General features: G+C 35.1%; 24 protein-coding genes. 14 read left to right on the forward strand and 10 right to left on the reverse strand.

The genetic code is table 11. The annotated features are described in order from the left end of the window. Nucleotides 1-9: 9 nt before the first annotated feature. From CRO00_RS02080 to CRO00_RS02100, 5 genes are read right to left on the reverse strand one after another with little or no spacing between them, the layout of a single operon-like run. Nucleotides 10-1,086, reverse strand: coding sequence for an ABC transporter substrate-binding protein (locus CRO00_RS02080; RefSeq protein ID WP_097071982.1), 1,077 nt, complete (start codon nt 1,084-1,086; stop codon nt 10-12). Further along, on the reverse strand, nt 1,083-1,883 hold the full coding sequence (locus tag CRO00_RS02085) for an ABC transporter permease (protein WP_097071983.1): 801 nt from the start codon (nt 1,881-1,883) through the stop codon (nt 1,083-1,085). Before CRO00_RS02085 ends, CRO00_RS02080 begins: the two co-directional genes overlap by 4 nt. After that, a complete protein-coding gene (locus CRO00_RS02090) occupies nt 1,880-2,680 on the reverse strand; it encodes an ABC transporter permease (protein ID WP_097071984.1) in 801 nt (266 codons plus the stop codon). The genes CRO00_RS02085 and CRO00_RS02090 overlap by 4 nt, the downstream gene beginning before the upstream one ends. Further along, nucleotides 2,673-3,773, reverse strand: coding sequence for an ABC transporter ATP-binding protein (locus CRO00_RS02095; RefSeq protein WP_097071985.1), 1,101 nt, complete (start codon nt 3,771-3,773; stop codon nt 2,673-2,675). The genes CRO00_RS02090 and CRO00_RS02095 overlap by 8 nt, the downstream gene beginning before the upstream one ends. Before the next feature lie 16 nt (nt 3,774-3,789). Continuing rightward, on the reverse strand, nt 3,790-4,332 hold the full coding sequence (locus CRO00_RS02100; RefSeq protein ID WP_097071986.1) for a helix-turn-helix domain-containing protein: 543 nt from the start codon (nt 4,330-4,332) through the stop codon (nt 3,790-3,792). Between the two features lie 316 nt (nt 4,333-4,648). On the opposite strand from CRO00_RS02100, the gene CRO00_RS02105 reads away from it, so the two are divergent. The 4 genes from CRO00_RS02105 to CRO00_RS02120 all read left to right on the forward strand — a co-directional run bounded on the left by CRO00_RS02105 (nt 4,649) and on the right by CRO00_RS02120 (nt 7,408). Then, nucleotides 4,649-5,191, forward strand: coding sequence for a peroxiredoxin (locus CRO00_RS02105; protein ID WP_097071987.1), 543 nt, complete (start codon nt 4,649-4,651; stop codon nt 5,189-5,191). Between the two features lie 93 nt (nt 5,192-5,284). After that, nucleotides 5,285-5,743 (forward strand): TlpA family protein disulfide reductase, encoded by a 459-nt coding sequence (locus CRO00_RS02110; RefSeq protein WP_097071988.1) that lies wholly within the window; start codon nt 5,285-5,287, stop codon nt 5,741-5,743. Between the two features lie 161 nt (nt 5,744-5,904). After that, nucleotides 5,905-6,672 carry a class I SAM-dependent methyltransferase gene (locus tag CRO00_RS02115; RefSeq protein WP_097071989.1) on the forward strand — a complete coding sequence of 256 codons (768 nt, stop codon included), beginning with the start codon at nt 5,905-5,907 and terminating at the stop codon, nt 6,670-6,672. A 76-nt stretch (nt 6,673-6,748) separates the two neighbouring features. After that, nucleotides 6,749-7,408, forward strand: coding sequence for a potassium channel family protein (locus tag CRO00_RS02120; RefSeq protein WP_097071990.1), 660 nt, complete (start codon nt 6,749-6,751; stop codon nt 7,406-7,408). Between the two features lie 65 nt (nt 7,409-7,473). Here CRO00_RS02120 and rnjA read toward each other — a convergent pair whose 3' ends face one another. Next, the gene (gene rnjA / locus CRO00_RS02125) at nt 7,474-9,141 is read right to left on the reverse strand and encodes a ribonuclease J1 (protein WP_097071991.1); all 1,668 of its coding nucleotides are present in this window, start codon (nt 9,139-9,141) and stop codon (nt 7,474-7,476) included. A gap of 6 nt (nt 9,142-9,147) precedes the next feature. Next, the gene (locus CRO00_RS02130; RefSeq protein ID WP_097071992.1) at nt 9,148-9,357 is read right to left on the reverse strand and encodes a DNA-dependent RNA polymerase subunit epsilon; all 210 of its coding nucleotides are present in this window, start codon (nt 9,355-9,357) and stop codon (nt 9,148-9,150) included. Between the two features lie 310 nt (nt 9,358-9,667). Between CRO00_RS02130 and CRO00_RS02135 the strand changes: the two genes are divergently transcribed. Beyond that, nucleotides 9,668-10,438, forward strand: a complete 771-nt coding sequence (locus CRO00_RS02135; RefSeq protein WP_097071993.1) for a Cof-type HAD-IIB family hydrolase — start codon at nt 9,668-9,670, stop codon at nt 10,436-10,438. A 113-nt stretch (nt 10,439-10,551) separates the two neighbouring features. Here CRO00_RS02135 and def read toward each other — a convergent pair whose 3' ends face one another. Next, nucleotides 10,552-11,109 carry a peptide deformylase gene (def, locus tag CRO00_RS02140; RefSeq protein WP_097071994.1) on the reverse strand — a complete coding sequence of 186 codons (558 nt, stop codon included), beginning with the start codon at nt 11,107-11,109 and terminating at the stop codon, nt 10,552-10,554. Between the two features lie 395 nt (nt 11,110-11,504). Between def and pdhA the strand changes: the two genes are divergently transcribed. The 6 genes from pdhA (at nt 11,505) to CRO00_RS02170 (ending at nt 17,673) form a co-directional block, all read left to right on the forward strand. Continuing rightward, nucleotides 11,505-12,617, forward strand: a complete 1,113-nt coding sequence (gene pdhA / locus CRO00_RS02145) for a pyruvate dehydrogenase (acetyl-transferring) E1 component subunit alpha (RefSeq protein WP_097071995.1) — start codon at nt 11,505-11,507, stop codon at nt 12,615-12,617. 3 nt (nt 12,618-12,620) lie between these two features. Beyond that, nucleotides 12,621-13,598: an alpha-ketoacid dehydrogenase subunit beta gene (locus CRO00_RS02150; RefSeq protein WP_097071996.1), complete on the forward strand. Its 978-nt coding sequence runs from the start codon at nt 12,621-12,623 to the stop codon at nt 13,596-13,598. A 25-nt stretch (nt 13,599-13,623) separates the two neighbouring features. Then, nucleotides 13,624-14,997 carry a dihydrolipoamide acetyltransferase family protein gene (locus CRO00_RS02155; RefSeq protein ID WP_097071997.1) on the forward strand — a complete coding sequence of 458 codons (1,374 nt, stop codon included), beginning with the start codon at nt 13,624-13,626 and terminating at the stop codon, nt 14,995-14,997. Nucleotides 14,998-15,002: 5 nt separating this feature from the next. Next, entirely contained in the window at nt 15,003-16,415 is a 1,413-nt protein-coding gene (gene lpdA / locus CRO00_RS02160) for a dihydrolipoyl dehydrogenase (RefSeq protein ID WP_097071998.1), read from the forward strand. 189 nt (nt 16,416-16,604) lie between these two features. Next, nucleotides 16,605-17,021: a CidA/LrgA family protein gene (locus tag CRO00_RS02165; protein ID WP_097072361.1), complete on the forward strand. Its 417-nt coding sequence runs from the start codon at nt 16,605-16,607 to the stop codon at nt 17,019-17,021. Beyond that, complete coding sequence (locus CRO00_RS02170; RefSeq protein WP_097071999.1) at nt 16,990-17,673, forward strand: LrgB family protein; 684 nt, start codon at nt 16,990-16,992, stop codon at nt 17,671-17,673. The genes CRO00_RS02165 and CRO00_RS02170 overlap by 32 nt, the downstream gene beginning before the upstream one ends. Before the next feature lie 340 nt (nt 17,674-18,013). Here the strand turns inward: CRO00_RS02170 and CRO00_RS02175 are convergent, their stop codons facing one another. After that, complete coding sequence (locus CRO00_RS02175) at nt 18,014-19,483, reverse strand: aminotransferase class I/II-fold pyridoxal phosphate-dependent enzyme (protein ID WP_097072000.1); 1,470 nt, start codon at nt 19,481-19,483, stop codon at nt 18,014-18,016. 142 nt (nt 19,484-19,625) lie between these two features. Between CRO00_RS02175 and CRO00_RS02180 the strand changes: the two genes are divergently transcribed. Both CRO00_RS02180 and CRO00_RS02185 read left to right on the forward strand, forming a co-directional pair. After that, nucleotides 19,626-20,585 (forward strand): NAD(P)H-dependent flavin oxidoreductase, encoded by a 960-nt coding sequence (locus tag CRO00_RS02180; RefSeq protein WP_097072001.1) that lies wholly within the window; start codon nt 19,626-19,628, stop codon nt 20,583-20,585. Between the two features lie 22 nt (nt 20,586-20,607). After that, nucleotides 20,608-20,880, forward strand: a complete 273-nt coding sequence (locus CRO00_RS02185; protein WP_097072002.1) for a UPF0223 family protein — start codon at nt 20,608-20,610, stop codon at nt 20,878-20,880. Nucleotides 20,881-21,140: 260 nt separating this feature from the next. Here CRO00_RS02185 and CRO00_RS02190 read toward each other — a convergent pair whose 3' ends face one another. Next, complete coding sequence (locus tag CRO00_RS02190) at nt 21,141-21,767, reverse strand: YktB family protein (protein ID WP_097072003.1); 627 nt, start codon at nt 21,765-21,767, stop codon at nt 21,141-21,143. Nucleotides 21,768-21,885: 118 nt separating this feature from the next. Between CRO00_RS02190 and CRO00_RS02195 the strand changes: the two genes are divergently transcribed. After that, nucleotides 21,886-22,083, forward strand: coding sequence for a hypothetical protein (locus CRO00_RS02195; protein WP_097072004.1), 198 nt, complete (start codon nt 21,886-21,888; stop codon nt 22,081-22,083). The last annotated feature ends 90 nt before the right edge of the window (nt 22,084-22,173 follow it).

Raw genomic sequence — 22,173 nt, forward strand, 5'->3', positions numbered from 1 at the left:
GTACTTTTCCTATCTTAAACTCATTTTAAACTCTAAAAAATATTCATTATATTTTCCTAGCCATTTTGGTCCTAGGTTTTCGTATACTTCTAAATGCTCACGTATTTCTTCAGCAGGGTAGAAACGTTCGTCACTAATCACTTCTGGGTCCATTAATGCCATGGCAGCACGGTTTGGTGTGGAATATCCAACATAGTCATTATTTTGTGCAGATACCTCTGCCTCTAACATAAAGTTAATAAAAGCATGGGCTCCATCAATGTTTGCTGCAGTTTTGGGAATAACAAAATTATCAAACCATAAATTTGATCCCTCTTCAGGTACTGCAAAGTCTAACTCTTCATTTTCCCACATCATATCTTGTGCTTGACCAGACCAAGTAAGAGCAACAGTTGCTTCGTTATTTATCATTAATGGAGTAATTTCATCCCCGATAATCGCTTTTACATTGGGGGATAGGGTTATTAATTTATTTGTTGCTTCGCGAAGTACGTCATCATCTTTTGCATTTAAAGATTTCCCTATAGAATTTAATCCCATTCCGATTACTTCTCGGGCACCGTCAACTAAAAATACTTTGTCTTTTAATGAAGGATCCCACAAATCTTCCCATGTTGTAAAAGTTAAATGCTCTTCCACTAAAGTTGGATTAAAAACGATTCCGACTGTACCCCAAAAATAAGGAATTGAATATTTATTTTTTGGATCAAAGGCTAAATCTAAAAAATATGGATCAATGTTATTTAAATTTGGTAGTTTTGAATGATCTAATGGTATTAATAAATCTTGTTCAACCATCATCTGAACCATATATTCTGAAGGGACAGCAATATCATAAGCAGAGCCACCTTGTTGAACTTTTGTCATCATTGCTTCATTGGAATCGAAAGTTTCGTAAATTACTTTGATGCCGGTTTCTTTTGTAAATTGTTTGATTAATTCTGGGTCTATATACTCTCCCCAGTTATAGACAGTAATCGTATCCTTACTACCTGCTGAACCTGCTGATTCTAGTCTGTTTGCTGCAAACTGAAGAAGGGCACAAACGACAACAATGGCAATCGTAGCTTGAACTAAAGATTTCATCGTTGCACCCCCTCATGGATGCGCTTTGAACGGTTGTTAAAGAAATAATAGCCGATGACAACGAACACAGTAACAAGGAAAACAAGTCCGGAAATCGCGTTTATTGTTAAAGAAATTCCAGTACGTGCCATTGAGTAAATTTCAACCGATAAAGTTGAGAAGCCATTTCCTGTTACAAAAAATGTTACGGCAAAATCATCTAATGAATACGTTAACGCCAAAAAGAATCCTGCAAAAATACCAGGTTTAATGTAAGGTAAAATGACACGGGTTAATACATCGCGTTTTGAAGCACCTAAGTCTCTAGCTGCATCGATTAATGACGTATTCATTTCTAATAACTTTGGCAGTACCATTAACACAACGATGGGAACACTAAAAGCCACGTGAGAAACGACAACTGAAGCAAACCCAAGTTTAACACCAATCATTGTAAATAAAATTAAAAAACTTGCTCCAATTACAACGTCTGGACTAACAATTAATACATTATTTAACGAAAGAAGCGTGTTGCGTATTTTTTTATCTTTTATTGAAACAATCCCAATTGCACCTAAAGTTCCGAAAATCGTAGCAATTAAGCCGGAAAGGAGAGCTACAATTACGGTATTGATTAGAATAACAATTAATCGCGAGTCTTTAAAAACTGCTTTGTAATGTTCTAATGTAAAGGATTCAAAGTCATTCATTGATCCTCCACTATTAAAAGAATAGTAAATTAAATAGAAAATCGGCGCATATAAAACAAGAAATACAATGATAAGATATAACTTAGATGCGCTAGATAGTTTTCTCATCGCACGCGGCCTCCTTTCTTCTGACCAGTTAAGAACATGATGACAACCATGCTAAGAATTAGGAAGACAGCGATGGTAGAGCCCATACCCCAGTTTTGCGATACGAGGAATTGTTGTTCAATGGCAGTACCTAATGTGATTACTTGATTTCCTGCAATCAACCGAGTAATCATAAATAGTGATAAGGCTGGAATAAATGTTACTTGGATACCTGATTTTACACCGTCAATTGTTAACGGAAATATAACTCGAAGGAATGTTGTAAAACTCGATGCACCTAAATCTCGAGCAGCATAAATCAGAGTTGGGTTTAACTTATCTAACGAGTTGAAAATCGGAATAATCATAAATGGAATGAAAATATACACCGATACAAAAATAAAACTAAAATCAGTAAATAAAATTTGTTTTGGTTCAAACCCAAATACTTCAACCGCCGCATTGATTGGTCCGTATAAACCAAAAATACCGATAAAAGCATAGGTTTTTAGCAGTAAATTAATCCACGATGGAATGATAATTAACATCAACCATAACTGTTTATGTTTTGTTTTTGTCAATAGGTAAGCAGTTGGATAAGCAATCATTAACGTAAACAATGTAATTAAGAAAGCATACCAAAAACTAGTAAGCGTCATTTTTAAATAAACCGGTGAGAAGAAAGCTTTGTAGTTGGCAATGGTAAAATTTCCACTTAAATCAAGCATCGAGTAATAAACGATTAAGGCAATAGGTGCGATGACAAATAATGCAATCCAAATAATATAAGGAAATAACGCGCCCCTTTGTTTAGCCATTATCTTCATCTCCATAAGATTCTAATCGTTTGTCAAATTCTTCTTCTGTTTCGTTAAATCGCATAACATGAATTGCCTCAGGGTCAAAATCCAGCCCTATTTGTTCACCAACATTAGCCTTTTTAAGAGAATGCACAAGCCACTCATTTCCATCTTGATCGTAAGTGGATAGTTCGTAATGAACACCACGGAAAAGTTGTGTATCAACAGTTACAACAAGCTTTCCTTTCTCTATTGTTGTAATTTCTAAATCTTCTGGTCGGATTACAATATCCACTTTTTCATTTGGTTTCATTCCTTGGTCTACACATTCAAAGGTTTTACCCGTAAATTGAACTTTAAAATCTTCTACCATCACACCATCCACGATATTTGATTCTCCAATAAAATCTGCGACAAAACGGTTGATTGGCTCGTCGTAAATATCAACAGGTGTACCAGATTGTTGAATTTCTCCATCATTAATAACAAAGATTTCATCAGACATTGCTAGCGCCTCTTCTTGGTCGTGAGTTACAAAGACAAAAGTTTTGCCGAGACGTTGTTGTAATTCACGTAGTTCGTACTGCATTTCTGATCGTAATTTTAAATCGAGGGCAGATAATGGTTCGTCTAACAATATAACTTCAGGGTCGTTTACAATTGCTCGAGCGATTGCGACACGCTGACGTTGACCACCTGACATTTCGGAAATTTCACGGTTGCCAAATCCAGATAAATTGACAAATTTTAATGCTTCTATCACACGCTCTTGAATCTCTGCTTCTTTTAACTTTTTAATTCTTAAACCGAAAGCGACATTCTCAAATACATTTAAGTGAGGGAAAAGGGCATAATCTTGAAAGACAGTGTTTACTTGGCGTTCGTTTGCAGGCACATTATTTATTTTTTTATCATTAAAATAAATTTCTCCACTAGATGGAGAAGTGAACCCTGCAATTATTCGAAGTATCGTTGTTTTCCCACAACCAGAAGGGCCAAGTAATGTATAAAATTTCCCTTTCTCTAGTTCAAAGTTAATATTCTTTAATACCAAAGTTCCGTCGTCGTAGGTTTTAGATACGTTTTTAAAGCGAATAATTGTATCATTCATGTTCTTGCCTCCTTTACTATAGGTAAGATTCTGTTGCTACCAAAAGCAACTGGGTTTCTCCTTGATGTGCATTAAAAATTTGATGATTATGAGATGCCTCATAATAAACTGCATTACCAGCACTTGCAATGTATTCGTGATTGCCTAATACCAAACGGATACGTCCCTTAAGTACGTAAATAAATGTTTCGGCTAAAGATGGAGCAAAATGTTTATATTCGCCACCTTCAGTAAGAGTTAAAATAACTGGTTCCATCTCTTTATCATTTGAAGTAGGAATTAACCATTGTAATTGATACTTTTTTTCTTCATCAAAATGAGTTGTTTGATCTTCTTCGGTATAGACGACTTGTTGTTCTTCTAAAGAATCATCGAAGAAATCTTTTGGCTTTGTTCCAAGTACTTCTAATATAGAGAATAATGTTTCAATGGAAGGAGAATTCAAATCTCGTTCTAATTGAGAAATATATCCTTTTGTTAAATCTGTCCGTTCTCCTAATTCTTCTTGTGTTAAACCTTTTTTTATGCGTAATGCCTTTATTTTTGCACCGATTTGCATATACATACTCTCCTAGTTTATTGTTCGTAAACTTTAAATGTGAGAAGTTTATAAATACATAACTTTTTGTTTACTATAACGATATTATTATACGTATTCTATTATAAAAATCAATAATTTACACTAAAAAACGGCAAAATGGAATAATTCATAAAAAATTGCCAATAATAAAATTTGACGAATTTTTGTCTTTTATAAAAATTCTTATTTGATAAAACGTCCAAATTATTGAAAAAAAATTTGTCGTTTGTTATCGTAAAATGTGGGTAATATCCTAATTTAATCATTTTGTAACAAAATATTGGAGGGAATTTTAATGGCTGAACGTATGGTAGGTAAACAAGCACCTGCATTCTCAATGGAAGCAGTAATGCCTGACAAATCTTTTGGTAAAGTATCTTTAGAAGAAAACATGAAAAACGATAAATGGACTGTATTATTCTTCTACCCAATGGACTTCACATTTGTATGTCCAACAGAAATTACTGCAATGTCTGATCGTTATGACGAATTCGAAGACCTTGATGCAGAAGTAATCGGTGTTTCAACTGATACAATTCATACACACTTAGCTTGGATTAATACTGATCGTACTCAAAATGGTTTAGGTCAACTAAAATATCCTTTAGCAGCAGACACTAACCACACTATTTCTAAAGAATATGGTGTGTTAATTGAAGAAGAGGGTATCGCTCTTCGTGGATTATTCATCATCAATCCAGAAGGTGAATTGCAATACCAAACTGTATTCCATAACAACATTGGCCGTGATGTAGATGAAACATTACGTGTATTACAAGCTCTTCAAACTGGTGGATTATGTCCAGCAAACTGGCGCCCAGGTCAAGCAACTCTATAATAAAGGCCTTTTAATCTGGTTTGAATTAACAAATAAATCCCCACATTGGTTCGTGGGGATTTTTTACTTATAGAAAATAGGAGGATTAGTATAATGAAATTACGCTCACCAATGCCTGAATTAGAAGGCGCTACGAAATGGTTAAATGGCCAGGTAACAAAAAATGAATTAGTAGGTGAAAAACCAACACTAATCCATTTCTGGTCAGTAAGCTGTCATTTATGTAAAGAAGCAATGCCAGATGTAAACAATTTCCGTGATCAATACAAAGATGAGTTAAATGTTATCGCAGTGCATATGCCACGTTCTGAAGAAGATACAGATTTAGAGCAAATCGAAAAAGTGGCTGCACAATTCGATATTACACAACCAATTTTTGTTGATAATGAAATGAAATTAACAGATGCATTTGAAAATCAATATGTACCTGCTTACTATGTATTCGATAAATCCGGTGTTTTACGTCACTTCCAAGCTGGTGGAAGCGGAATGAAGATGTTAGAAAAACGTGTAAATCGCGTATTAGATGAAATGCGTAACGAACAAAATTAAGTGATTTCAAGCGTAAGGGACTTTCCCTTGCGTTTTTTTATATTCTAGTTTCCATATAAAATTAATTATAAGATTGATTCATTTTATCGAATATCTTTATTTGACTTATTTCATTATAATAAACCCAATTAGTAGATATTGTTAATTGGGGAGTGGAGATAATGAGTAATGTTAACAAAGATTATTGGAACGCACAGTTATACGATGAAAATCATTCGTTTGTATCAAATTATGGCAGCAATATTTTAGAATTATTGAAAGTAAAAGAAGGAGAAATGATTTTAGATCTTGGTTGCGGAACGGGGGATATTGCAAATAAGCTATACGAAAAAGGGGCAAAGGTATTTGCAGTTGATCTATCTAAAAATATGATTGCAGCTGCAAAATCTAAATATCCAAATATAACTTTTGGAGTCATGAATGCAACAGATTTAGAATATGAAAATATGTTTGAAGCGGTCTTTTCAAACGCGACATTACATTGGGTGAAACCGCCTATTAAAGCCTTACAATGTATTTATAAAAGTTTAAAAGATGGAGGGCGCTTTGTTGCTGAGTTTGGTGGGAAAGGTAATGTTTCCATTATTACGAATGAAATAATTAATCAAATCAGATTAAGTGGTAATGAATTTAATGAACAAAATAATCCCTGGTATTATCCGAGTGTTGCGGAATATACAACATTAATGGAAGAAGTGGGTTTCCGTGTAACCTTTGCACAACATATCGACCGACCTACGCCATTAAATGGGGAGGGAGGGTTGAAAAACTGGATTAACATGTTTGGTCAACAGCTGCTAGATGGAATTGATGATAGGTTGAAAGAACAAATTATTGTAAACGTCGAAAATGCACTAAAGCCAAACTTATTTAAAGAAGGCTATTGGGAAGCGGATTATAAAAGAATAAGAGTAATTGGAGTTAAGTAATATACCATCAGCAATTGTATTAAAAGAATGAGTGGGTTAAAATAGTGCCATTAAAGTTTTGGTACGGAGGAAAACAATGAAAAAAGAATTTGTTGTAATAGGACTGGGTCGTTTCGGAGGAAGTATTGTACGAGAGCTTGTAAGACTAGGGGCAGATGTATTAGCAATTGATACGAATCAAGAAAAAGTAGATGAATTTGCAAAAATCGCAACGCAAGCGGTTATTGCTGATACAACAGATGAAGATGTAATTAAATCTTTAGGAATACGAAACTTTGAGCATGTAATTATTGCCATTGGGGAGAATATTCAAAATAGTATACTAACAACCCTCATATTAAAAGATTTAGGTGTAAAACAAATTACCGTAAAAGCACAAAATGATTATCATGCCAGAGTGTTGGAGAAAATTGGTGCGGACTTTGTTGTACATCCAGAACGTGATATGGGCATTCGAATTGCCAATAACATGATGTCGAGTAATGTACTTGATTATTTAGAACTTTCCGATGAACATTCCATAATGGAAATAAAGGCAAATGATCAAATTGCAGGTTATTCATTAATTGATTTAGACATTCGTGCAAAGTATGGTATCAATATTGTTGGTATTAAAAGAGGAGAGGCGATTATTATTTCTCCAGCCGCTGATGAAAAAATATTATTAGGCGATATTTTGTTAGTCATTGGTGCTGATGTTGATATTAATCGATTTGTAAAAAAGATGATGAGCTAGTAAAAACATAAAGCCGCAACCAAGAACACATTGTTCAAAGTTGCGGCTTTTTAATGGAGTCTGTTTTAAACCTCCATAATAATTGGAAGAATCATTGGGCGACGTTTTGTTTTCTCAAATAGGTATGGACCTAAAACGTCTGTAATTTCATTTTTTAACTCTGTCCATTGAGTCGACTTTTCTTGAATCATTTCATTTAAATGGCTATTTAACATTTTTTGTGCTTCGCTTATTAATGTACCTGATTCGCGCATATATACGAAGCCACGGGAAATGATATCAGGTCCAGCAACAATTTTTTGTTTTTTCATGTCCACACTAACTACGACAATCACTAATCCCTCTTCAGAAAGGATGCGTCGATCACGTAAAACAATATTGCCAATATCCCCAATACCGCTTCCATCAATATAAACATCCCCAGATGGAATACGTCCAGCGACATTTGCTTCATTAGGGCTTAATGCTAATACATCACCGTTTTCCATGACAAAAGTATTTTCAGGTAATACATCACAATCTACGGCAAGATTTGTATGCATTTTTAACATGCGGTACTCACCATGAATTGGCATAAAGAATTTTGGTTTAATTAGACGTAACATTAACTTTTGTTCTTCTTGTGAACCGTGCCCTGATGTATGAATATTATTTAAAGAACCATGAATTACTTCTGCACCAGCGCGGAATAAAAGGTTAATAATTTTATTAACACTCATTGTATTTCCTGGTATCGGTGAAGAAGAGAATACAACAGTATCGCCTGGTTGGATTTGAATTTGTCGGTGTGTTCCATTTGCAATACGAGATAATGCTGCCATTGGTTCACCTTGTGAGCCGGTACATAAAATCATCACTTCATTGGCTGGTAAACGATTGATTGTCTGAGCATCAACAAATGTTTCTTTTGGTGCAGTAATATATCCTAGTTCACGACCGATTGAAATCGCATTGTCCATAGAGCGACCGAATACGGCAATTTTTCTACCATACTGTGCAGCAGCATCTGTTACTTGTTGTAGTCGATGGATGTTTGATGCAAAAGTTGCAAAAATAATACGTCCTTCAACTTTACGTAAAATATCGTGAATGCTTTCTCCAACTTTACGTTCTGACATTGTAAAGTTTGGTACTTCAGAATTTGTACTATCTGAAAGTAAGCAAAGTACACCGTCACGTCCTATTTCTGCCATTTTCGTTAAATTGGCAGGTTCGCCTACAGGAGTAAAATCAAACTTGAAGTCTCCTGTATGTACGATGTTACCAGGAGGTGTTTTTACAACAATCCCGAATGCATCCGGAATACTATGAGTAGTACGGAAGAAACTTACTGATGTTTTTCGGAATTTAATAACATCACTTTCTTGAATTTCAATTAATTTCGTTGTGCGTAGCAAGCCGTGTTCATCCAGTTTATTTCTTAATAATCCTAATGCCAGCTTACCTCCGTACACCGGGATATTTACTTGACGTAATAAATAAGGAATACCACCAATATGATCTTCATGTCCGTGAGTAATAAACAATCCTTTAATTTTATCAGCATTACGCACTAAGTAAGTGTAATCCGGAATAACGTAATCGATTCCTAATAAATCGTCTTCCGGGAATTTAATTCCAGCATCAATAACAATGATTTCATCCTGGAATTGAACAGCATATGTGTTTTTACCGATTTCGCCTAGTCCGCCAAGTGCGAAAACAGCTGCTTGATCATTTTTAACAAACTTCATAAAGGATTATGCATTCTCCAATTGGAAGTTCGGGCTGTTTTTTTCATATTCTAAGTAGTTGCCCTCTAGTAGTTGAATGTATTCAATACTAATTTTTCGGTCTTTTAAATAGTGGCGGACTTCTCTTTCAGAAGATGCTTCTAAATAAAGACTTTTCGTATTTTCGCGAACTGGTACTTCATTAGCATTTTCTTGATAGTAAACTTTGTAAATCATGTTTTCTCTCCTTTAATTACGTACATTCTAGTGCATTCATTGCTATTTTCACCTAATGTGAAACTATTCCATATGATGCATTTCCTTTATATTATCATGCAAGTCCTTTAAAATAAAGAAAAGCCCTTCAAAATTGAAGGGCTTAAGCAATTGATTTTTTTCCGAGGATGCCATTTAACCGTTTCAAAATTCTCTTTTTGAGGCGCTTTAACATGGCACATCACTCCTTAGGTAAATTATACGTAAACTTTTTCTATATGTAAAGTATTTTCCATTTACATGTAAATATGCGCCCCGAAAGGAAATTAAAATGAAAAAGATTTTATTCTTCGATGTTGACGGTACACTATACAATAGTGAGAAAAAAATACCTATTTCAGCAAAAGAGGCTATACAAAAAGCGAAAAGTAACGGTTATGAAATAGCGATTGCTACTGGTAGAGCACCTTTTATGATTGAATCATTACTCGAGGAATTGGAGATTGATACATATATTACGTTTAATGGTCAGTACGTTGTGTATAAAGGTGAAGTAGTTTTTACAGATAGTGTCGATAAAAAATATTTATCGGAAATTATTGCGTTTGGCAGTAAAAGAAACCATCCAGTCGTTTTTATTGATGAACGAGAAATGATTGCATCCATTGAAGGACACGATTATATTCAAAGTAGTTTAAATACATTAAAATATCCATACCCAATTATTAATCCTTTGTTTTATGAGGAAAATGCCGTTTATCAAACGTTAATTTTTATGGAAGAAAAGGATGAACAACTTTACCATAATACATTTTCTGAAGTGAAGTTCGTTCGATGGCATAAATATTCTTGTGATATTCTACCGAAAGATGGATCGAAAGCAAGAGGTATCATTAAGCTGTTGGAAAGAATGAATATCCCAATAGAAAATTCCTTTGCATTTGGTGATGGTTTAAATGATATTGAAATGTTACAAGCAGTAGGTACTGGGGTTGCGATGGGCAATGGGCATGAATTAGCGAAAAAAAGTGCAGACGTCATTGCGGGACATGTCGATAAAGATGGTTTGGCAAAAATTATGAAGGAATTAAAAATAATCTAGACTCTTATAATAGTTTATGCAAGATGGGTAGTAGATTTTTGGACTATATTTTGAGCATTTTGTTAATAATTAAGGAGGTGACCCTAAATTTTTAGGGCACCTCCTTTTCGATTTTATTCGCCATGTAATGGAAATGAATCAGGTACTTCTGCGAAAGGATTGTCTTTATTAATGTGATCATAAAACATTACGCCATTCAAATGATCTAGTTCATGTTGAAAAGCAATGGCTGGTAGTCCTTTTAATCGTAATTTTTTTTCTTCACCATCAATAGTAAAGAATTTTACTGTAATTCTAGCGTAACGTGGGACATATCCAGGCACTTGTCGATCTACTGATAAACATCCTTCGCCATTAGGTATATACGTTTTTTCTACGGAATGACTCACAATTTTAGGATTAATAGCTACAAAGCTAAGTAATTCGCCATTATCATCTTCAAGATGCAGGGCAAACATTCTTTTTAATGAATTTACTTGATTTGCAGCTAAACCAATTCCAGATCGTAGTCCGTATTTTTCAGCAATTTCTGGATTTTGACTATTTATTAAGTATTCAAGCATATCATTGGCAAGTTTTCGGTCTTCAACAGCTAAAGGGAATTTTACTTCTTCCGCACGAGTTCTTAAAGTTGGATGACCTTCACGAATAATATCTTCCATTAAAATCATAAATGAACTTCCTTTCAAAAAAACTATGTAAATTAAGTATACATAAAAACATTTTACTTTCTAAGTTAAAAAGTATCATAAGTTTATTTTTTTTGCTTACGAAATGTTTAGATGTTTTAGTATATGTGAATAAAAAGAAAGAGAAACTATTTGTAAATATTATGTAATGAAAACAAAATAAACCCAGCTATAGAAATACTTGTTATAATACAGTTTGTTTTAAGAGGTATAACAGTTTGTGATACAGTATGAGTTGGTGATGAGAAAAAAAGTGTAAAATAAACGGAATTCAATGATTGACCGATTGAAATTATTTTTATATACTCAATTTAACGATTTGTTGTACTAATTTTTTTAGAAAAAATTTTAATACAGAACACAAGGAGAGGTGCTATATGGGAGAAAAGAAAACAAAAGTATTTAATCCGGCTGCTACTTTAAATGAGATTGAAAACAAATTTGAAATGTTCCAAATTTTAAATGAAAAAGGTGAAGTCGTTAATAAAGACGCACTACCTGATTTATCTGATGAAGAATTAGTGGAACTGATGACACGCATGGTTTATACACGAATTCTTGATCAACGTTCAATTTCATTAAATCGTCAAGGAAGACTTGGATTTTATGCTCCAACAGCTGGTCAAGAGGCATCACAATTAGCATCACACTTTGCTTTAGAAAAAGATGATTGGATTTTACCAGGTTATCGTGATGTGCCACAAATTGTTTGGCACGGTTTACCATTATGGAAAGCGTTTTTATTCAGCCGTGGACATTTTGTTGGAAATCAAATTCCTGAAGGTGTAAATGTTGTTCCACCACAAATCATTATTGGTGCACAATATGTTCAAACAGCAGGAGTAGCATTAGGACTTAAAAAACGCGGCTCAAAAACAGTCGCAATTACGTATACAGGTGATGGTGGTTCTTCACAGGGCGATTTCTATGAAGGAATTAACTTTGCAGGAGCTCAAAAAACACCAGCTATTTTCATCGTTCAAAATAACCAATTTGCCATTTCAACTCCACGTGAAGTTCAAACAGCAGCAAAAACAATTGCTCAAAAAGGTATCGCAGCAGGCATTCCAAGTACATTAGTAGATGGTATGGATGCATTAGCAGTTTATGTTGCTACAAAAGATGCTCGTGATCGTGCAGTAAGAGGCGATGGACCATCTTTAATTGAAACAATGTGTTACCGATATGGTCCACATACAATGTCTGGGGATGACCCAACACGCTACCGTACTTCAGATATCGATAATGAATGGGCAGCAAAAGACCCGATTGTTCGATTCCGTATCTTCTTAGAAGGAAAAGGCTTATGGAATGAACAAAAAGAAACTGAAGTAATCGAGCGTGCGAAAGAAGAAATTAAAGAAGCTATTAAAAAAGCGGATGAAACACCAAAACAAAAGGTATCAGACCTTATTTCAAATATGTTTGAGGAGCTGCCTCACAACTTAAAAGAACAATACGAAATCTTTAAAGCAAAGGAGTCGAAATAACCTATGGCACAAATGACGATGATTCAGGCAATAACTGATGCGCTTCGATGCGAATTAAAAGATAATGAAAATGTTTTAGTATTCGGTGAAGACGTTGGGGTAAACGGTGGGGTATTCCGTGCAACAGAAGGCCTTCAAAATGAATTTGGTGTTGATCGCGTTTTTGATACACCACTTGCAGAATCTGGAATTGGAGGTTTGGCAGTAGGTTTATGTTTAACAGGTTACCGTCCAGTTCCTGAGATTCAATTCTTTGGTTTCGTATATGAAGTAATGGATTCAATTAGTGGGCAACTAGCTCGTTATCGTTATCGAACTGGAAACACTTTTAACATGCCAGTTACTATTCGCTCTCCATTTGGTGGAGGGGTTCATACACCAGAAATGCACTCTGACAGTTTAGAAGGATTAATGGCTCAACAACCAGGATTAAAAGTTGTCATTCCATCGACTCCATATGATGCAAAAGGTTTATTAATTTCATCTATTCGTGATAATGACCCAGTTGTTTTCCTAGAGCATTTAAAATTGTATCGTTCATTCCGTGAAGAAGTGCCAGAAGAATCTTATACAATTCCACTTGGTAAAGCGGATGTAAAACGTGAAGGTAGTGATTTATCTATCTTTGCCTATGGATTAATGGTTCATGAGAGTATTAAAGCGGCTGAGGAACTTGAAAAAGAAGGTTATTCAATTGAGGTTGTTGATTTACGTACGATTTCTCCATTAGATATCGATACAATTATCGCCTCTGTTGAAAAAACAAACCGTGCAATCGTCGTTCAAGAAGCTCAAAAGCAAGCAGGTATTGCAGCAAATGTTGTGGCTGAAATTAACGAAAGAGCAATATTAAGTTTGGAAGCACCAGTTTTACGTGTGGCTGCGCCTGATACCATTTATCCATTCCCACAAGCGGAAAACATTTGGTTACCAAACTATAAAGATATTTTAGAGACAGCAAAAAAAGTTCTAACATTCTAATAAGTTCTAGGGAAGGGTGAAAGTTATGGCGTTTGAATTCCGCATGCCTGATATTGGGGAAGGTATCCATGAAGGTGAAATTGTTAAGTGGTTTGTAAAAGCTGGGGATAAAGTACAAGAAGATGATGTATTATGTGAGATCCAAAACGATAAAGCTGTAGTTGAAATTCCATCTCCTGTAGAAGGAACAGTAGAAGAGGTATTAGTAGCAGAAGGAACGGTTGCAGTTGTTGGAGACGTATTAATTCGATTTGATGCGCCTGGTTATGAAAACATGCAATTAAAAGGAGATATGCATGCAGAAGAAAATAACACTTCAATAACAGCAGCACAAGTTCAAGCTACGAATGAAGATGGCGGCCCAATTGAAAAAGCGCCAGTTGAAGGTGACTCAGGTGAAGTTCCAAATGTTGCAGCTCCTATTGCAAAACCACCAGCAGTAGTACAAGAAGAGTCATCAAATAAACGTGTGATTGCAATGCCATCTGTTCGTAAATTTGCAAGAACTAATAATGTAGAAATTAGCTTAGTAAACGGTTCAGGTAAAAATGGCCGAATTTTAAAAGAAGACATTGAAAACTTCATGAAAGGCGGAGCAACTCCTGTTCAAGTTTCAACTGATGTGGAAAATGAACGCGCTGTTGAAACAGTGGAAGAAACTCAAACTGTTGCTTTACCGGTGAACTTAGAAGGTGAATTCCCAGAAACTCGTGAAAAAATCTCTGGTATTCGTAAAGCGATTGCTAAAGCGATGGTTCATTCTAAACAAACTGCACCTCATGTAACATTAATGGATGAAGTGGACGTAACAGAATTAGTAGCTCACCGCAAAAAATTCAAAAATATTGCTGCTGAAAAGGGCATTAAATTAACATACTTACCTTATGTAGTAAAAGCTTTAGTATCAACATTACGTGAATATCCAGAATTTGCTCGTTCATTTGATGACGCAACAAATGAAATTATTCAAAAACATTACTATAATATTGGTATTGCTGCAGATACTGAAAAAGGATTGCTAGTTCCGGTTGTGAAACATGCAGATCGTAAATCCATTTTCAATATTTCAGCTGAAATTAATGAGCTAGCAACGAAAGCTCGTGAAGGAAAATTATCACCAGCAGAAATGAAAGGCGGCACAATGTCGATTACAAATATTGGTTCTGCAGGTGGTCAGTGGTTCACGCCAGTTATTAACCATCCTGAAGTGGCCATTTTAGGTATTGGAAGAATTTCTGAGAAACCGATAATAAAAAATGGTGAAATTGTACCGGCACCTGTGTTAGCATTATCATTGAGCTTTGATCATCGAATGATCGACGGTGCAACAGCGCAAAATGCTTTAAATCATTTAAAACGTTTGCTAAGTGAGCCGGAACTTTTATTAATGGAGGCGTAATAATAATGGTAGTTGGAGATTTTGCAATTGAAATTGATACTTTAGTTGTGGGTGCAGGCCCTGGTGGCTATGTTGCAGCTATTCGTGCAGCTCAAACTGGACAAAAGGTTACAATCGTTGAAAGAGATGTAGTTGGTGGCGTTTGTTTAAACGTTGGATGTATCCCATCTAAAGCTTTAATTTCAGTTGGTCACCGTTTTGAGCAAGCAAAACATTCAGAAGACATGGGTGTAATTGCAACTGACGTAAAACTTAACTTTGATAAAGTACAAGAATTTAAAAACGGTGTTGTGAAAAAATTAACTGGCGGAGTAGAAGGTCTACTTAAAGGGAATAAAGTTGACATCGTGAAAGGTGAAGCATATTTCGTTGATGCTAACACTGTACGCGTTATTAACGGTGACTCTGCTCAAACATATACATTTAAAAATGCAATTTTAGCAACTGGTTCACGCCCTGTTGAAATTCCAACATTTAAATTCTCTAAACGTGTACTAAACTCTACAGGTGCACTAAACTTAACTGAATTACCAGGTAAATTAGTTGTTATCGGTGGAGGTTATATTGGTACTGAGTTAGGATCTGCTTTTGCAAACTTTGGTAGCGAAGTAACAATCATCGAAGGCGGAAAAGACATTTTAGCTGGTTTCGAAAAACAAATGACTCAAATTGTGAAAAAGGGTCTTAAGAAAAAAGGCGTAACAATTGAAGTTGGTGCTTCAGCAAAAGGTGTTGAAGAAACAGAATCTGGTGTAGTAGTTACTTATGAAGTAAAAGGCGAAGAGAAAAAAGTTGAAGCTGATTACGTATTAGTAACAGTAGGTCGTAAACCAAACACAGATGAGCTTGGTTTAGAACAAATCGGTGTTGAATTCGCTGAACGTGGATTAATTAAAGTTGATAAACAATGCCGTACAAATATTTCTAATATCTATGCAATTGGGGATATCGTTGATGGTCCTCAGCTTGCTCATAAAGCTTCATACGAAGGTAAAGTAGCAGCAGAAGCAATCGCTGGTGAAAAATCAGTTGTTGATTACTTAGCAATCCCAGCTGTATGCTTCACAGATCCAGAAATGGCTACAGTTGGTTACAACGAAGAACAAGCTAAAGCTGAAGGATTAGAAGTAACTGTTGCAAAATTCCCATTTGCAGCAAATGGTCGTGCTCTTGCGTTAAACCAAACAGAAGGCTTTGTTAAACTTGTTGCACGTAAAGAAGATGGTCTGCTTGTAGGTGCACAAATTATCGGTGCTGGCGCTTCTGACATGATTTCTGAGTTATGTTTAGCAATTGAAGGCGGTATGACAGCTGAAGATATCGCTCTTACAATTCACCCTCACCCAACATTAGGTGAAATTACAATGGAAACTGCAGAAGTATTACTTGGCAACCCAATCCATATCATTTCTAAATAATTTTAATGTAGCACGTAGATTTTTCGCTTAATGCGCAAAAATTTGCGTGTTTTTATATTATGCAGACTCTGTTTGTCACTATCTCTATCTTGTTAAATTTTAAGGTTTTAATAGACAGTAATTTTTACTAAGCGTACAATATCGTGTAAGGGGGTGATTGGCAATTTAGGGGAACCTATTGCCTTATGCATGAGAATTATTCGTACAATTGTTCAAATACTTATTTTATACATATTTTATTATATGGGCGTTTTTATTGTCGAGATGACAAATTTGCCATTACCACCGAGTATTGTTGGGTTGTTGCTTTTAGTAGGCTGTCTACAGTTAAAATGGATTAAAGTGGAATACATTCAAGATGGTGCAGGTTTCTTAATAGGATTCATGACACTATTTTTTATTCCTCCAATGTTAGGAATAATTGATTATCCAGAACTTCTTTCTATTAAAGGAACAATCTTAATTTCAGCTGTATTCATTAGTACGTTGTTTACAATATTCTTCACAGGTATAATTAGTCAAAAAATAGGAATGAAGGAAATGGCAAGGAAAGAGAAAGGGGAAAGGGGTGAGGATGCTTTTGAAAGCAATCATCTTCATCATTAGTACAGTTATAGTCTTTTACCTTATGAGTTTAATACATAAAAGATATAGCTATCCTTATTTATTACCGATATTAACTTCTACTATTATTTTAATCGCAGCATTGCTTATGTTAGATATACCTTATGGGGATTATATGGAGGGTGGCAAGTATATACAACACCTATTAGGTCCTGCTGTTGTTAGTTTGGCTTACCCGTTATATAATCAACGTCATTTAGTTGTAAAATATAAATATACAATTATCTCAGGTATTTTTATAGCGATGATTAGTGGGTTAATTAGTATCTTTCTAATGTTAGTATTATTTAAATTAGATGATTCATATATTTTAACTGCATTACCAAAATCACTAACTACCCCTGTAGCGATGCAGGTAAGTGAAACGATTAATGGAATTCCACCTTTAACAGCTGTCCTTGTTATGATTGCTGGCTTTGCAGGCGCTTTGTTTGGGCCATTTGTATATAAAATAGGGAAAATCACTTCTCCTATTAGTAGAGGGATTTCAATGGGCAGCGCAAGTCATGGAGTTGGAATATCAAAATTAAAAGACTTTGGTGAGGAAGATTTATCGATTGGATCACTTTCCATGGGGTTAAGCGCGGTTGTTGGTGCAGTATTATGCCCTATTTTTGTGTTAATTTTCTTTTAGATGATTAAGGGCAGTATGATTCCTAGGCAGGATAAGTTGCTTTGAACTATGAGTTAGCACTTTTGGACAATTCATCTTCTACGCCTATAAAACGCTTGTCAGAAGTCTCCTGTGCCTTAAGCGTGCACTACTGTTCTAATATATCTAGCTCTGCGGTTGCTTGGCTCACTCTTCACTTCTCTCCTCCGTGAAGGCAAAAGCACCTCCATGTCGTATCCTCGAGGACGTATCAAGAATGGAGCGAGCCTGCTCTATTTTTCTAAATAAAAAGCATTCTAGTCGATTCGAACTAGAATGCTTTATTTTTTATAATATAAAATTGCGTAAATTAGTATAGCCATTAGTATATAGGTTTTCGTTCTTTTATGACACGAATCGTCTTTAATGAACGGTCTTCAGGTCCTTGTACAGGTAAACCTGCTTCTATATTCATCTTAATATAATCAATGTTCCCTTGATCTATTATTTCCCCGGGAATGAAAATTGGAATTCCAGGAGGGTATACCATAATAAATTCTGCGCAAATATACCCAGCTGCTTCTTCAAAAGGTATGACTTCTGTACTAGCGTAAAAAGCATCTCTCGGCGACATCGCAAGGGCCGGAATTTCTGGAACATTTACATTTGTTTCTTTTACTGTTGCTTCAGATTCAAATGCAAGTGACATTCTTTGCAGTGCATTTACAAGTAGATTGATTTCCTTTTTCGTATCTCCTAAAGTTATTAAACAAAGGATGTTGTAAAGGTCTGACAATTCTACTTCAATGTTTGCATTATGTCGGAGCCATTCTTCTGCTTGGTGACCAGTAATACCTAGGTCTTTCACACTTATTAGAAGTTTTGTTGGATCCATATCAAAAGTGGCTGATGAATGAAGTTTTTCTCTTCCAGCAACTTTTAAATGTGGTATTTTGTTAATACGTTTTCTTGCATCTTTCGCAAGACGAATTGCATTATCTATTAAATCATATCCATGTACAGCTAATTGACGTCTAGCAGTATCTAATGATGCTAATAGTGGATAGGATGTTGAAGTTGTCGTTAACATTGATAAAACAGATTGGGCACGGTTAACAGAAACTATACCTTCACGTACATTTAAAACGGAGCTTCCTGTCATAGAACCACCTAGTTTGTGAACGCTCGTTGCAGCCATATCTGCTCCTGCTTCCATTGCTGAGATAGGCATTTCATCGTGGAATTTTATATGAACCCCATGTGCCTCATCCACAATTACAGGAATATTGTGTGCATGTACAATATCAACAATTCGTTTTAAGTCAGTAGCAAAGCCAAAATAAGTTGGGTTAATAACAAGCATTGCCTTTGCATCTGGGTATGTCTTTAAAGCTTTTTCTACAGATTCTGCAGAAATACCGTGAGCGATACCATATTCTTCATCCACTTCAGGATGGATGAAAATAGGAATTGCGCCAGCCAAAACAATTGCAGACATTGTTGATTTATGAACATTCCGTGGTACCAATATTTTATCGCCTGGACCGACGACTGTTAAAATCATGGCCATTATAGCGCCACTAGTACCTTGAACGGAGAAAAATGTATGGTCAGCACCAAAAGCTTCCGCAGCTAAATCTTGCGCTTCTTTAATTGCGCCTTTTGGTGAGTGTAAATCGTCTAGTGGAGCAATATTTATTAAATCAATTGATAAAACGTTGTCGCCGACGAACTCGCGAAACGCAGGATCCATTCCTTGTCCTTTTTTATGTCCTGGAATGTGAAATTGTATTGGATGTCGATTTCGATGTTTGAGTAATACGTCGAACAATGGAGTCTCTAACTGTGACAACGCAGGTACCACCTCACTTATATGGAAATTAGAAAACAAAATGAATTATAGCACCTATTGAAGTTTATTACTACATTAAATTAAAGGAAATTTTCATAAATTAGCGAAAGAAATTAATAGAATTGAAAAAGGGGATGAAAATATGGAATGGAAAACAAAAGTAACTGAACTTTTAAATATTCAATATCCTATCATACAGGGAGGTTTAGCTTATTTAGCTTACTCAGAGTTAGCTGCTGCTGTTTCAAAGGCAGGTGGGTTAGGACAAATAACAGCAATGACTTTAAAATCCCCTCAGTTATTAAGAGAAGAGATTAAAAAGGTTAGGGAAATAACTAATCAACCTTTTGGCGTAAACTTTGCTATTGGCATATATGGCAAAGGTTATGAAGAAATGTTAAACGTAGTAATAGAAGAAAATGTCCCCGTTGTTTCAATAACAGGTGGTAACCCGGCGCCTATTATTGAAAGGTTAGAGGGAACGAACATTAAAAAGCTAGTTCTCGTTGCAGCAAAAAGACAAGCACAAAAAGCAGAAAGTCTTGGGGCCGATGCTGTCATGGTTGTCGGACAAGAAGGTGGAGGACATATCGGAAAGGATGATGTCAGCACTATGGTTCTTGTGCCACAAGTGGTAGATAGTGTTTCGATCCCAGTTATTGCTTCAGGTGGGATAGGTGATGGCCGTGGATGGATGGCAGCTCATGCATTAGGAGCTGAAGGGATTGAAATGGGCACTCGTTTTATTGCAACGAAGGAATGTGTTCATGCTTCTGAAACATATAAAAATGCTCTAATTAATAGTACAGAATTGGATACAACAGTTATTAAGCGATCATTAGGTACTCCTGGACGGGTGCTTCGAAATGAATTCACAGAAAAAATATTAAAAATAGAAGAAGTTTCACCAAGTTATGACGCTTTAAAAGATTATATTAGTGGAACAGCAAATAAAAAATACGTATATGATGGCGATGAAACAGCAGGCTATGGATGGGCTGGACAAGTAACGGGAATGATTAAAGATATACCGTCTGTTGAAGAGTTAATTAATCGAATGGTTGCAGAAGCAAAAGAAATCAGGATAAAATGGGGTCACTAAATAAAGGAGCGATTTATAAATAATGGAATACTCATATCCAATTTTACCAGATTGGTCTACACAAGAAATTGTAGATGTTATTAAATTTTTTGAAGGTATAGAACATGCTTATGAAAAAGGAATAAAACGTGAAGACATGCTCGCAAGATATCGCCGTTTTAAAGAAATTGTACCTTCTAAGGGTGAGGAAAAAACTTTATTCCGAGAATTTGAAGAGGTAAGCAATTACGTTAGCTATCAAGTGATAAAAAAAACAAAGGAATTGGACAATGGTCAAATTGTTCAAATGAGATAATATAAAAAAATCGTTTTGCAACGAAATTTCGAATGCAAAACGATTTTTTTTACTTTAATTGGAATATTTGTTTGTCAATAATTATTATTAAATAAAAATTTTAAAAAACAACAAATTAACAGTAGAAATATGTAATGTTTGGTTGTATTTTGTGCATATTAATTATACAACACACAAAAAGATAGTAAAAATTTGCAACACATACCATCTAAAAATTAAAAAGATGCAGAGAAATACAACCAAATGTGAATTATCAAATGTTATTTACCAGTTGCAATTTTATAAATAGGTAATAGCGTTTCAAATGTTTCTTCTGCAAGTAGTAAAAAAGCTTCAGATGAGAGTTTGGTAGCTTCTTCACGAGAAATGTGACGTCCAACTAAAAATTCTGCTTTTTTTACGTTACGTAATCGAGTTAGCATCTGCTCAAGTTGCCCATCACGCCCAGAGATTAGAGAAATTGCGTCTTGTGACATATGATCACCTGAAATAATAAAGTCATCGGGCAGTTGATTAAAAATATTCATATTTTCTAATAATCGTTCTGCCATTTGGGATTTTTGAGGTACTTCGTAAATAATTGCAAAAATTATGAATAAATGTGTATTCCAAAGTCCAATTTGAAAATGAGGAAGCGATTTATATCCACGTTTATATGGAGCAAATGCAACCCACGAATCTTTAGGAGGATTTACAGTTCTTCTAGCATGTTTAGCAATATGCGGAAAGAATTCATCTCCAGTATTTACACTAAAGAAATTTGCAAATTTTTCTCCTAATAATTGAAATTTTGGTCGAACAACTGTCGATAATGCATCCATACGTTGCTCTAAACCGTCAATTTCAAAAACTTCAAAGTCTTTATTTGTCCAGTTAATTGTATTCATTTATTTTAGCTCCCGTCTTTAGATTACATGTTTATTTTAACTGTTTTTTGGGAAAAATCTTGTAACAAACCATTCATGAGACAAAAATTTTCTAAAAATGAAAGGGAAGTGAATCATTATGAAACAGATGATTAAAATTATACGTAAAGTTGATATTGAAAAGCAATATGAACAGGTTTTACGTTTAGAACTGGATTATGAACTCGCTTCGTTATATGCTGCAATGCAAGAAAAAGATGCAAAAGAAATGGAAAAGAGCAAAAAACGTCTTAAAGAGATTCAGGACGAATTAGACGGTCTCCACGCATATGTATAAAATTTTCGCAATTATTTAAAAAATCACTTGCACCGATATCGGTTAGCAAGTGATTTTTGTTATAATCAAATTAAGGGTTAACTTTAAACA

The organism is Ureibacillus xyleni (assembly GCF_900217795.1).
GTDB classification, from domain to species: Bacteria; Bacillota; Bacilli; order Bacillales_A; family Planococcaceae; genus Ureibacillus; species Ureibacillus xyleni.

Excerpts from the sequence above, each read along its gene's own strand:
- CRO00_RS02080 (WP_097071982.1), bottom strand. The coding sequence starts at position 1,086 with ATGAAATCTTTAGTTCAAGCTACGATTGCCATTGTTGTCGTTTGTGCC.
- CRO00_RS02085 (WP_097071983.1), bottom strand. The coding sequence starts at position 1,883 with ATGAGAAAACTATCTAGCGCATCTAAGTTATATCTTATCATTGTATTT.
- CRO00_RS02090 (WP_097071984.1), bottom strand. The coding sequence starts at position 2,680 with ATGGCTAAACAAAGGGGCGCGTTATTTCCTTATATTATTTGGATTGCA.
- CRO00_RS02095 (WP_097071985.1), bottom strand. The coding sequence starts at position 3,773 with ATGAATGATACAATTATTCGCTTTAAAAACGTATCTAAAACCTACGAC.
- CRO00_RS02100 (WP_097071986.1), bottom strand. The coding sequence starts at position 4,332 with ATGCAAATCGGTGCAAAAATAAAGGCATTACGCATAAAAAAAGGTTTA.
- CRO00_RS02105 (WP_097071987.1), top strand. The coding sequence starts at position 4,649 with ATGGCTGAACGTATGGTAGGTAAACAAGCACCTGCATTCTCAATGGAA.
- CRO00_RS02110 (WP_097071988.1), top strand. The coding sequence starts at position 5,285 with ATGAAATTACGCTCACCAATGCCTGAATTAGAAGGCGCTACGAAATGG.
- CRO00_RS02115 (WP_097071989.1), top strand. The coding sequence starts at position 5,905 with ATGAGTAATGTTAACAAAGATTATTGGAACGCACAGTTATACGATGAA.
- CRO00_RS02120 (WP_097071990.1), top strand. The coding sequence starts at position 6,749 with ATGAAAAAAGAATTTGTTGTAATAGGACTGGGTCGTTTCGGAGGAAGT.
- rnjA (WP_097071991.1), bottom strand. The coding sequence starts at position 9,141 with ATGAAGTTTGTTAAAAATGATCAAGCAGCTGTTTTCGCACTTGGCGGA.
- CRO00_RS02130 (WP_097071992.1), bottom strand. The coding sequence starts at position 9,357 with ATGATTTACAAAGTTTACTATCAAGAAAATGCTAATGAAGTACCAGTT.
- CRO00_RS02135 (WP_097071993.1), top strand. The coding sequence starts at position 9,668 with ATGAAAAAGATTTTATTCTTCGATGTTGACGGTACACTATACAATAGT.
- def (WP_097071994.1), bottom strand. The coding sequence starts at position 11,109 with ATGATTTTAATGGAAGATATTATTCGTGAAGGTCATCCAACTTTAAGA.
- pdhA (WP_097071995.1), top strand. The coding sequence starts at position 11,505 with ATGGGAGAAAAGAAAACAAAAGTATTTAATCCGGCTGCTACTTTAAAT.
- CRO00_RS02150 (WP_097071996.1), top strand. The coding sequence starts at position 12,621 with ATGGCACAAATGACGATGATTCAGGCAATAACTGATGCGCTTCGATGC.
- CRO00_RS02155 (WP_097071997.1), top strand. The coding sequence starts at position 13,624 with ATGGCGTTTGAATTCCGCATGCCTGATATTGGGGAAGGTATCCATGAA.
- lpdA (WP_097071998.1), top strand. The coding sequence starts at position 15,003 with ATGGTAGTTGGAGATTTTGCAATTGAAATTGATACTTTAGTTGTGGGT.
- CRO00_RS02165 (WP_097072361.1), top strand. The coding sequence starts at position 16,605 with ATGAGAATTATTCGTACAATTGTTCAAATACTTATTTTATACATATTT.
- CRO00_RS02170 (WP_097071999.1), top strand. The coding sequence starts at position 16,990 with ATGCTTTTGAAAGCAATCATCTTCATCATTAGTACAGTTATAGTCTTT.
- CRO00_RS02180 (WP_097072001.1), top strand. The coding sequence starts at position 19,626 with ATGGAATGGAAAACAAAAGTAACTGAACTTTTAAATATTCAATATCCT.
- CRO00_RS02185 (WP_097072002.1), top strand. The coding sequence starts at position 20,608 with ATGGAATACTCATATCCAATTTTACCAGATTGGTCTACACAAGAAATT.
- CRO00_RS02190 (WP_097072003.1), bottom strand. The coding sequence starts at position 21,767 with ATGAATACAATTAACTGGACAAATAAAGACTTTGAAGTTTTTGAAATT.
- CRO00_RS02195 (WP_097072004.1), top strand. The coding sequence starts at position 21,886 with ATGAAACAGATGATTAAAATTATACGTAAAGTTGATATTGAAAAGCAA.